General features: G+C 39.6%; 7 protein-coding genes and 2 pseudogenes. 1 reads left to right on the forward strand and 8 read right to left on the reverse strand.

All coding sequences use genetic code 11. From position 1 onward, the window contains the following. The 8 genes and pseudogenes from J7K40_02535 to J7K40_02570 form a co-directional block, all read right to left on the reverse strand. Positions 1-1025: PEGA domain-containing protein (locus tag J7K40_02535; GenBank protein ID MCD6161273.1), on the reverse strand; the 1025-nt coding region annotated here is incomplete at its 3' end. Positions 1026-1142: 117 nt separating this feature from the next. After that, positions 1143-3341 (reverse strand): annotated as a pseudogene (locus J7K40_02540) (DUF1156 domain-containing protein). Next, positions 3331-3546: pseudogene (locus J7K40_02545) on the reverse strand (hypothetical protein). The pseudogenes J7K40_02540 and J7K40_02545 overlap by 11 nt, the downstream one beginning before the upstream one ends. A 9-nt stretch (positions 3547-3555) precedes the next feature. Continuing rightward, positions 3556-3678, reverse strand: a complete 123-nt coding sequence (locus tag J7K40_02550; protein ID MCD6161274.1) for a DUF3883 domain-containing protein — start codon at positions 3676-3678, stop codon at positions 3556-3558. Positions 3679-3717: 39 nt separating this feature from the next. Then, entirely contained in the window at positions 3718-4722 is a 1005-nt protein-coding gene (locus tag J7K40_02555; GenBank protein MCD6161275.1) for a hypothetical protein, read from the reverse strand. Between the two features lie 68 nt (positions 4723-4790). Next, the gene (locus J7K40_02560; GenBank protein MCD6161276.1) at positions 4791-6473 is read right to left on the reverse strand and encodes a hypothetical protein; all 1683 of its coding nucleotides are present in this window, start codon (positions 6471-6473) and stop codon (positions 4791-4793) included. A 96-nt stretch (positions 6474-6569) separates the two neighbouring features. Beyond that, positions 6570-7469, reverse strand: coding sequence for a DUF362 domain-containing protein (locus J7K40_02565; GenBank protein ID MCD6161277.1), 900 nt, complete (start codon positions 7467-7469; stop codon positions 6570-6572). Between the two features lie 12 nt (positions 7470-7481). Further along, entirely contained in the window at positions 7482-8339 is an 858-nt protein-coding gene (locus tag J7K40_02570) for a hypothetical protein (protein MCD6161278.1), read from the reverse strand. A gap of 892 nt (positions 8340-9231) precedes the next feature. Here J7K40_02570 and dnaA point away from each other — a divergent pair. Continuing rightward, positions 9232-10569, forward strand: a complete 1338-nt coding sequence (dnaA, locus tag J7K40_02575) for a chromosomal replication initiator protein DnaA (GenBank protein MCD6161279.1) — start codon at positions 9232-9234, stop codon at positions 10567-10569. Positions 10570-10915 lie beyond the last annotated feature (346 nt).

The raw sequence follows: 10915 nt of genomic DNA on the forward strand, positions 1-10915 counted from the left end.
ACTTTGCTGATTAGGCCTACCTTTTCAGCTTTCCCCCGCTGAAGCTGAACTTCAATCTCATTCGATTCATAATACTGAGACCGGGCGTTAACCTTATATAAACCGGGTCTGAGCTGATTGAATATATGCGGAGTCTTCACATTTTGGTAAACACCATTAAAGTAAATATCCATATCGTTCTGCGGGGAGGATGTAATCTCAATCGAGCCGAAATCGGGATTCAATTTATAGTTTTCTTTAGTTTGCGGCGGCTGTATATCGATATAATCTTCATAAGCAACATACCATTCCTTTTCAATTCGGATAGGGTATTTGCCGGCAGGATAGAAATCGCTGATAGGAGTTGTGCCAAATTTGACATTATCAATATAAACCATGGCGCTATCGGGTTCGGATGTAATCATCAAATCGACATCCTCGATTTCCTGCAATGTATATTTAAACAGAGTATTATTGGCGTCAATACTAATAGTTTCAATTTGCGGTTGATAACCATCCTTAACCAGTTTTAATTGATGATTGCCCTTGCGGATATTAAACTGCTCGCCTGTTCCCATATTCTTGTTATCGATAAATACTAACGCGCCACTGGGTTTAGTGATAATGACAACTGGCAGTTCGGTTAATTTCTTATCGCTGGTAATCCTGATTTTCCAGACATCCTTGCTATTTAACTGTATGCCGATTTCTGAGAGTATTATCTTCAGAGGCTCATATCCTGTTTGGAATATTTGCAGAACCCGCTCACTCGGCTGAAGGAATACTATATCCATACCGGGTTTATGTTCTATATCACCGACAATGCCGTTATAGGAATCATAAGCAAAGCCCTCCATATCGGATAACACCTGAATAGCGGCACATATTCTGCCGTTGGCATCCCTCCGGCTAATGAACTCATCGGAGGATTTCTCGGGCTTGCCCTCAATTTGTAAACTTGATAACTCCGCAAATAACGGTGCGGCGATGATTGTTAGAAAAAGAACAGTGAATATCTGTTTAAAAAGTGCGAAAAATCGGTACACTGATTTACCCCTTAAGCCATATTTCGTTTTGGTAATAATATATTAATCGGCTGCTGGTATGAAAGCAAAATATATTATTTTTCAAATATTGTCTATCCGGATAGATGCTTTCCGGCGTCAGGATGTCGCAAGCTTCCATCCTGACGCATACAAATCCATCACCTTCTCGTATTTACCGAAAACCTCGATAGCAGACCCAATAGCCGCAATGAAAAAGTCCCCACCACTGATACCCTGTTCCCAGAGATGCTCAAGTTTCTTATCGAGATAATTTTTCAGCTCATTTTTAACATCATTATAAAAAGCGGTAGATTCCCGCTTCATCTTACGAGCAATAATATAAATTGACGATGCCAACGCCGCTGATTCATTTGCCCTTAATCTTTTTTTCATTTCGGTATTGATAGGCCGCGCACCTGTCATTACCAGCCCCGAATCGAGAAGTGAATTAATCAATGTCTCCCAACCTGCGGTTGATTTATGGGCATAGACAATTATTGCTATTCCATCAGGCTTCAAAACGCGATGAATTTCTTGAAAGGATTTTTTAAGCATCTCTTCAAAGAATTTAATCCCGCCTTCATAACCTTTTGGGCCGTGTGAATAGGCGACTATCTCGTTTTTCTTGGGGGTTAGGGGTGTTGAAAATAAGTCTGGATGAATATGCCCTACTGACCTTTTAAGCCAGACGTAGAAAAAGTCGGATAGATAGGAGTAGGGGACATTGTCGTAATAAGGCGGGTCAGTAAAAACCGCGTCGAAATAGTCATCTAAATGGGGAAGCAAAGTAGCTAAAGAGTGTGATAAATCTACGGATGATATAGATTTTATAGTAATATTGTGAAAAACGGCCAATAAACTCTTTAGAATATTCTGCCAGCTGCAACCTTTCTCTCCAATGATATTGGCTTCAATATAATCCCAATTCATCGGTAATGCTTGCCTCGCAAAAGTAGTTGAGGTTTTCTCCCAAGAACCATCCCAGCGGCAAATAGTAAAATTTGTATCCGGTATTCTGCTCACAATAAGACTTAAATAGCTCACCACCGCCTTCGCATATTCTTCTTCATACCCATCCTTCAGCATCATTTCATGCGCCCTGCGCACTTTATCCACAAATGTAATAAGCGCTAATTTCTGCCGGGAGTTGAAGAGATCGCCCCAAGTGTTCATACCATATACCCAAACATTTATTACTCCAAAACTAACTGGAACGCGTTTTATAGGTTCATCTGGCACAGGGTCGATACCCCATTCACTCATCAGCTTTTCCCGCTTCTTTTTCAGGTAGTTTTCAGCCTTTTTGAAAATTTTCAGATTCTCATCATTGTCTATTCGGTAATGCTTACCCCGTTTTTTAGGGTTGTGCAGAACTACGGCAATCAGCCTTTGCCCAGCCTTTCCATCCTGAAATAGTTTTCTGGTATTATTCGCCTCGATGGTTGCGCCGCAAATAAGGCAGGTAGCTGCTGCCCGGGCAACAGTTCCTTTTTTTGGGTCGAAATTTTTGGGGATTTTCTTCCTGCAGCCATCTCCAGCTATCTTGAATTCGACATTGCCGTTTGCTGCATCAGGATAAAGGGCGTCATTTTTATTGTCTTTTTTAGCCAACCAATACTGCCGCATCAAAGGTATCTCTGCGCCGCAGGAGGGATTCTGGCAGGGAATGGTCCGAGCCTAGATATAGCCAACAGGTATGGAGCCGTCAGTTTCCTCGGGGTAGAATTTCCCTATCTCCTTTTTGGTTCCCTCAAGTACCCACTCTCCCCACTTTTTAACATCTTCCAGCAGCATATTCTGAACTTTGGTTTTTACTTTTTTCTTTTTTCCAAAATCCTAAACTTCTTTAATTACTTCTCCTGGCTTGCCGTATTTCTGGGGGTATTCAAGCGTGCATTTTAAAATTAGAACCGCCGCAGGATTAATATCGCTGGCGTATGTTTCACAGCCAAGCCGCATAGCTTCTAATGGGATAGCTCCCCCGCCGGAGAACGGATCGAGCACTTTAGGTGGTTTACCGCCGTTTGCTTTAAGGATATCTTTTCTCGCCTTTTCGATCAGGTCTTTGTTGAGGGAATTTTCCCATTTTGATAATTCAGTAATAAATTGCTGCTTTTCATCCCATTCCTGGGCATTTTTCGCCGGTGGTATCAAGGCGGTATAAGCGGTCGCTCTTGACGATGCCAATGGTCGCCTTGCCCACCATATGTGCAGAGTTGAAATATGGCCTTGGCGGATATTTTTTTCCTTGGCGGAGTGGAAGCTTACTTCTTTGACTGGAAAGGATTCTTCTATAAAGCGCTTTTTATTCTTCAAATTCCCTCTTTCCTTTTGTGGCTATTTCCTTGAACGACATCAAGAATCTGACAGTCTCTATTTTCCCTTCGGCTTCCACATTCTCGGCGGGATTTTGGATTATATAAAGTTCCGGATGTGTCATAGTGTTCATTGCGGCATAAAGATAATATTCATCTTTGAATCTTCGTGCCTTAAACCATTCGTTTTGTGTTAAAGCTGCGGCATCTTGCCCCTATCGTCCCTTAACTTCAATATAGCGCACTTCATCATTATCACCGGATGAGCGAACATCAAAACCAAGGTTTTGTGCTGATACATCCTCTGGCTTCCTACCCTGTTTTATTTCGTATTCCATCGCGATTTCCATTGCCCAACATTCAACTTCTGCATCGCTTCACATAGCTTTATGAACTTTCATTGCAGGCTTGACTCTGATGATGCCTTTGAAACGAGGCATACTCATCGTAAGGCGTTGTTCTTTTTCGATAAGTTCTTTCAATTCATCCAGGGCTTTTTCGCAACCGTTTTTTCTCTCGGTTTTATTTCTGATTACGATGTCTACTTTTTCGCCCTTTTCTTTTCGGGCAAACAGCGGAATTAAATCACCGTCAAGAGTAACAATAAGATGCTCAAGCGATTTAATGCCATATTTTTTCTTGATATCGGCTTGCCTGCGGCGCTCATCTAAAAGCTCGGTCTTATACTCTTCAAGATCCTTAATTACCTTCGTTGATATTTTTCCTTTAAGAGAATCTATATCGACTAACGAACCTTCAGGATTTTCTGCTTCAACAAGGTCCCAAATAACCGCTGGCGCGACTGATTTTATGTTATTATCTCCTGTAAAGAAAGCGAATAATCTTTTCCCTGCAATGCTTCCTGTCCCGTCTTTGATTTTGCCTTCATAGAATAAGATATAACCGTCAAGCAATCCGTTAGGGTCGATATATGTCGTTCCGTTAAGCAGACAACCCGAAAAGTTTCGTTCAATCCAGACCATCATAGCCTCAAAAATAGGATGACCAAAAGTAAGAAATTCCGATTCTGAATTTTTAAAGGCAATATCTTTATCGAAAGTTACAATCGGATATCTTCGCATCAACGCGCCGTAGTTCCTCTTGAAATTGTCTTCCTCCGAAATACTTCTTATTGCGTATGGAATCGATTCGATGGCTAAAAAGCCGTCTTTGCGTTCACGCTGTTTTCCCTCGGCTTTGGTAAAGGCTTTCTTAAAAAAGCTTTCAGTATATTCAGGTATTAGCCTATGTTCTTCGGCTCGCTGTGCCATCTCTTTTATACGGGTATAATCGATATATCGGGTGGCAAGGCTTTTTCTATGCCTCAGGATGTCGCCCCGCTTGAGATGGACTCCATCATGAGGGATAACCGCAAAAGTCATTGCTCTGCCTATGGCGGACACCTAAGGTGGAGCAATGACTAATTTACACATTTGCGAAGTCTGAGTTATCAATCTGTTTCAACAGCATGCAGCGGCTCTGCCAAATAGTCTTTCATTTGTATAGAACCATAATTTGCCTGCCAGGACTCGCTTATTATATCCATCAGCCTATCGAAATGTTTGCTTGATTTTCTGATAGCTATTCCGTAATCAAAGGCGGTTGGATAATAATCATAATCGCGCCACAAATGCTCGCTTTTAAGTATCTCCTGAACGATGCGAGTATAATCAGGATGGGGAAACCAGATAAAATCAGGCTGTCTATTAAAAAATTCCTCGACAGAGAATCCCTTATGAGCAAAATATCTGTCATGCAGTCCCAACGGGTCAATTATATCAACATGCGGCGCGGCGGCGCTGATATAACCATGCTCGGTTAAGGCAATAACCGTCCCACGCGGAGCTTTCTCGGCGATTTTAGCTACCTCAAAAATCGCTTCCCAATAACCGATTTGGGGAAGAGGTTTATTACAACCAGCCGCATATTCGGTTATGTCTGTAAGCGGGATACTTTTAAGGATATATCTTTCATACAAGCCGGCGGCATTATCCAGCAAAGTAATTGGTGATACAATAATAATTAATATCAAAACACGCTTTTTAGTCAGTTTAAGAAAATCAGGATTTTTAATTAATCGCGAATCAATAACCATTGAGCTGCTTACTACAAGAAACGGCAGCGCCGGCAGGTAATATCTTGCTCCGACTCCCATAATCTGAGTTATAGAAAAGTAATATAAAAATATCAACACTACCGGAGATAGAAACACTAATAGCAGCGGCATATTTCTTTTCTTGCAAAATAGTAGTAGAATTATCAAAAACGGCAAAGCCATGCTAATAAACTGCACTATAAACAAAATTGGATTCCATCTGTATGTTCCGGCATAGCTTTCATAGAATCCGGATTGTTTTACATAAAACGATAACGGCAAAGGGTCTCCGAAAATGATATTTTTAGCCAACAAATCAGCCGCTAATATTACTGCAGCGATTATAATAAATTTAATTACCAAAGCGCGTTTGCTGCTTAAATTGCCAAGAATGCTAACAGCTAATAACGGAAATAGAACCGCATAGATGATATTATCCGGACGAGCCAGATAAGTTATATAAGCCGAGACAATCAGCAACACAAAATCTATAGTTCGCCATCGGGACAATAGCCGCAGTGTAAACAATATCAATAGGGCATTACAGAAAACGCCCAGCATTGTATCCATACCGCTAAGCATATGAAAAACGAATACATCGTTAAGCAGAAACAAAGGAGTGAGTATCGCTGTCCAGAAAAGATAATTCTTATGGAAAATCCACCACTTCGTATAATTAGCGCAGATAATTATCATAAGAAATATAGCGGCGAACCCCATCATTGAAGACGACAATTGAAGTATCACATACTCTTGAAAAGGCAAACACCATCGCAAACAAACAACAACAACAAAATGAAGCAGGCTAGTACTGCCATAAACCTGAACTCCATCAGAGTTCCAGGCATGACCTAATCCGGCTATGAAATTATCAGCATAGCGGATAAAGAAATAGGCATCATCTAAAATCATTTCAGGATGACGCAACCCCTTATATAGATAAAACCCGACAGAAGCGATGAATAAAAATATCAAGCAAATGGTCAGGAGCTTATTGTTCTTTATTATAAAATGATTGTCTTGCGTTGTTGTCATCATTTACCCGAAAATGACCCTTTACTTTTACCACACAACTATTAGCTATATAATTACCAAAAAGTAATCAAGTCCGCAAGATTTTTTCCATCAATATCTCTAAATAAGCACATCCTCCTGCCAGCCAAGCCGGACCAGTTCAATTTTGGCCGGGTTGCAAACACCGAGCTTATGCCTTATCTCGCCATAAACCACATGGTGCGGCGGCGGTAGAATAGGCTTATCCTCTTTGAAATACAGCCCTCTCTTAGCCTCTAATAAATGTACCCCAACAGCATCAACGGCAACAGGGTCATTACCAACCAACAAGCCTTTGTATTGCCAGATGTACTTTTTGTCAAAGTGATGAGCTCCTATATTATGAAATTGGGGAGTAAGAACTGCCAGAACGTTCAGCCGTGTTTTGCCCTTAACAAGCGGCAAATCCCAGAGCGCTGCCAGATCTGCGCATGAATCATCGTGGTATTCATGCGGCTTTGGCACAAACATAATATAATTTTTCAGGCAACCCCCGATACCCGACCAATGATGTGTTCGCAAGGGACGGACATTTATTAGCGCAGTTGAATTTAAAAATACATCGCTATATAATACATTCCTATCATCAATATCAATATTCTCAGCAGGGATGCCTATATCCAAAGCTCGATCTTTAATAGCCTGCTCCAGCTCCGGCGGTGTCGGTAATGGACCCCATTCATTGCTTTTAATTCCCAAGGTATCAGAAGGACTGATTAATTGCCTCCAAGCCTCAAGTGGGGAGGCTTTATCTGTAAGCTTTACAACTGCCCGGTCAAGCATCTCCCCCAAAATCCTGGAATCAATATTGCCGCTTGTGTCTATTACATCGCTATTGCGAATAAGCACTACTCTTGTCTTTTTGGTTTCCGTAGTTGCCCAGCAAAAATCTGATGATAAACCCATAGCTGCAGCCAGACCTGTGTAGGCAGCGCCGCGAAGAAAATCACGCCGGTTGATTGAGCCTTTGAAATCAATCATATTAATCTGCTTTCAAATTACAGGCTGCATTTCTATTTTGGCGGCGGCGGCAGCCACAAGCTTATTAGCTTGAACAGAATTGCCAGCGTCAAATACCACAATAATATAATGGTCCAGCTGTAAAGTTTTTACCCATTTATTTCCCTGTATCTCCGCCAGGCCGTTGTCAGCCTCCGGAATGTAATTATTTATAAAGCTTTCATAAGCCTTGTCAGCTAAATCAGTATTTTCGTAATCAATAATTAACAGGAACATCTTATCCGGGCTGTAAGATGCCAACACAGCTTCTGTTTCCGTATTTAGATTAAGTATGTTGGCGCTGGCCAGATAATAATGACAATTTAAAGACTCATGCCTATGAAAATAGCGGATGCTGTTATCTAATAATCCTTCCTCAGGCAGATACTTTATTATATCCGGCAGTATGCCCTTGCCTTTAATATTATACTCGATAGTCTGAGCAAATTTAAAGAGTATTTCCTTAGCCTCATCATTTTCTATGCCTGATAAGACACATACATAATAACCGCATTTCCAGAAACTAAGCAGACCATTATTATACTCCGAACCTTGACCTATGCCTATATTTTCAGATTGACGGGAATGGCTGAAAATACCGTAGGCATCCTTCGAGCTGCCCATATCAAATATTTCGACTTTTATATCAAACTTATCAATATTACTAAAACGCTTAACTAATAGTTTGTGGTAATCATATAGACGGTAAATCTCACCGGCTCCGTTCATATAATCAAAAATAGTTTCTCTATCGTAAAACTTAAGCTCCTCTGCGCTCCAGCCAAGAATTTTATCAGGTATAAGCTGTTTCATAGCCATACTGTCATTGTTCTCATCTGCTGAACAAGACATAAAAACCAAAGATAAAATCACCAAAAGTATGATTCCCGATAACAGCTGCTTTATTGACAATTGTATATTCATTTATAGCATTCCACATTACATTAGTATGTTTATTTGTTTTCATTGTTAGATATTAATTAATCAAATTATATCCGTCAATTTATTTTTTAAAAGTATCATATTCCAAAAAGAAAATGTAAAACCATAGACTTAAGTATCAACAGTATTATTATTATTTTATTAGTTAATATATAATATAATAATACTAATAAGCATGTTGAGATGTTAATAAAAAAATGATATTATTATAATATAATGTTCAATAAGAAGTTCGATTTAGATTTACTATAAAAGTTATCAACAGCTCATTAAGTAAGCATTATAGAAAGGTGTCAATAATTAAACTATGAAAAAAATACTAACGAGTATTAACAAGTTTTAATAAATGTTATCAACAATTTTTTAATAGCGAAGGCATATCAATAACGAGTATATAAAAAGTGTAAGGATATGTTGAATGACTAGTAAAATTTAGCTTTTGTAAAAGCTAATAGTCAAAAGCGGATTAAAGTTATTCTTGTAACTTGCTATAAATAATCGGAATTGAATAAAAATCACTCCTGCAAGTTTATCAATAGTTATTAGATACATAAATTGCAAAATGTGTTTAGCATATTTCTTGACTTTATGTTTGAGTTTGAATTTAATTAGAATCTTATGATTAAGCAGGGGAAATAAATTTGTTAGTAGAATTGTCGTGGTATTTTAGAGCAGTAAAATTTAACAAACGAATAAACAGTCTACCTTTCTTAAGCGTTAGTTGTATTCACTAATAAAAAAAGAAGTAAGGGGAAAAGCAAGAAAACTTTTCAACAAGTTTTAACAAGTTATCAACATACAAATGCAAAAAACTAATTCAAACTGGCAGGAATGCCTTGACATTTTAAGAGAAAGAATGCAGCCGCAAAGTTATAATACTTGGCTGAAACCAACTAAGCTTATTGATGACAGCAATGGCGAGCTGATGATAAGCGTGCCAAACAGATTTATCGCGAGCTGGTTGGAGGGGCACTATATAAATCATATTAACGAGGCTGTAGAAACCACCTTTGGCGAAAAAAAGGAAATAAGATTTACCATATCTCCTGACGGTCAAACAATTGATATTCCGAAATTTGCCGTATCAACTGAAAAAAAGCCTTTTTTCCATGCTGAAACTTTTCTGAACCAAAGGTATACGTTCGATAGTTTTGTAGTTGGCGACTCTAACCAATTTGCCCATGCCGCGACTTTAGCTGTGGCCGAGGCGCCAACGGGGAATAAATTTAATCCGCTTTATATATACGGAGGAGTCGGTCTCGGAAAAACACATTTAGCTCAGGCAATAGGCAATTTTGTGACCCAAACGAATCAGAATCTATCTGTTCTTTATGTTACATCCGAGAAATTTACCAACGATTTTATTAACGCTATTTCCACTCAAAAAACAAGCGAGTTTGCCACCCGTTACCGAAGCATAGACCTTTTAATTATTGATGACATTCAGTTTCTTTCGGGAAAAGAAGCGACCCAGGATCAATTTTTTCATACATTCAACACACTTCACCAGAGCAGCCGTCAGGTAGTACTAACATCGGACCGGCCGCCGCAGGAAATCTATGGGCTTGAAGAGCGTTTACTGTCGCGTTTTCAATGCGGCTTGGTTGTTGATATTCAGCCGCCTGATTTTGAGATGAGGCTGGCGATATTGAATAAAAAAATTGAAACCGAGGACTTAAACATACCGCCGAATGTTGCCGCCTTTATTGCCAACAATATAAGCTCTAATATCCGGGAGCTGGAGGGATTTCTTATAAGACTCGGAGCTTATTATTCGCTTACCGGAAGAGAAATTACTTGCGAGCTTGTAAAGGAAATAATCGGCAAGAAAAGCGGCAATAGACCCAAAGAACTTTCTCTTGATGAGATAAATAAAAAGGTAGCTGAATATTTTAAGATTCCATCTGATAGGATTACCGGCAAGAGCAAAACCGTTGAGGTATCCACAGCGCGCCAGATTGCCATATATATCGCCAGAAACAACACAACTTACTCATTAAAGACTATTGGCAACTTTTTTGGTGGTCGCGACCACTCGACAATTATTCACTCTATAAAAAAGATTACACAGGCTATGGGACAGGACTCGCTGTTGAAATTCCGCATTGAGGAAATAGTTAAAAGGCTGCAGACAGAATAGCTGAGGCTGTTAAGCGTTATCCTAAATAAATATAGCTATGTAGGGCATACGCGGCGACTTGCCCTACTCATCTGTAATTAGCGCGGCAACATTGAGATTGCCACGTCGATTTGTTCCTCGCAATGACTCTACAGTATTTTTTATGAATAATCAGGGTTAGAGCCTTTTTCAAGCAGTTCATAAATTAAATTAAACCACTACTGTCCGGCCTTTTTCATAGAGTTCTTTAAATATTATCCAACAAGCGAAACTTGCTTGATTCGCAATCCATAGAACAACAAGACATCGGACAACTCCAGCAAACATCGCTATTCTACTTTTTGCTTTGCATAATATTTCATGCCTG

This window comes from Candidatus Zixiibacteriota bacterium (assembly GCA_021159005.1).
Classification (GTDB): domain Bacteria; phylum Zixibacteria; class MSB-5A5; order UBA10806; family 4484-95; genus JAGGSN01.

Coding starts and splice junctions, on each gene's coding strand:
- J7K40_02550 (MCD6161274.1), bottom strand. CDS start 3,678: ATGGAATACGAAATAAAACAGGGTAGGAAGCCAGAGGATGTATCAGCA.
- J7K40_02555 (MCD6161275.1), bottom strand. CDS start 4,722: ATGACTTTTGCGGTTATCCCTCATGATGGAGTCCATCTCAAGCGGGGC.
- J7K40_02560 (MCD6161276.1), bottom strand. CDS start 6,473: ATGATGACAACAACGCAAGACAATCATTTTATAATAAAGAACAATAAG.
- J7K40_02565 (MCD6161277.1), bottom strand. CDS start 7,469: ATGATTGATTTCAAAGGCTCAATCAACCGGCGTGATTTTCTTCGCGGC.
- J7K40_02570 (MCD6161278.1), bottom strand. CDS start 8,339: ATGTCTTGTTCAGCAGATGAGAACAATGACAGTATGGCTATGAAACAG.
- dnaA (MCD6161279.1), top strand. CDS start 9,232: ATGCAAAAAACTAATTCAAACTGGCAGGAATGCCTTGACATTTTAAGA.